A 583-nucleotide genomic window follows, 5' to 3' on the forward strand; every position below is an offset into this window, starting at 1 on the left:
GGAAATAACGCCCCGTCACCCTTCAAAGCCGGGCGGACCATACTTAGCGCATCTTGCCAAGTCAAGATTCGCTGATCGCCTGTTAGTGCTTTGATTCATTTGATTTTATTGGCGAAATTCGAATCCCGCTGCGCGGGATCGCCGCAGCGCAAGAATGACTTTCGAGGTGATCTATCTTGCACGGCGCAGGGCGCTCTGTTGGAGTACCGCAGAGTTTAAAAACGCCCCTGCCGGAGCCCGGAATGTCTCAAGAGATCGACTACTATTTTTCGCTGCCATCGCCCTGGGCCTATATCGGCCACACGCTCTTTCGCGATCTCGTAAGTACTTATGATCTCAAGGTGAATCATAAACCGGTATTTCTCGGTGAGCTGTTTTCGGAAACCGGCGGCCTGCCGCTCGGCAAGCGTCATCCGGTGCGGCAGCGCTACCGGATGCTTGAATTGCAGCGTTGGCGCGACAAGCGCGGTCTGGATTTCCATCTGCAGCCGAAGAACTGGCCATTCGATGGCCGGCTCGCCGATGGTCTGGTGATCGCGGCGCTCGAGGCCGGACTCGATCCGGACCCGTTCCTGCGCCGCGC

At 57.3% G+C, this 583-nt stretch carries 1 protein-coding gene; it reads left to right on the forward strand.

The annotated features are described in order from the left end of the window. Positions 1-242: 242 nt before the first annotated feature. A partial coding sequence (locus AC1DU6_RS35045; protein ID WP_477863158.1) for a DsbA family protein occupies positions 243-583 on the forward strand: 341 nt, incomplete at its 3' end.

It is taken from the genome of Roseateles sp. P5_B10 (genome assembly GCF_056400485.1).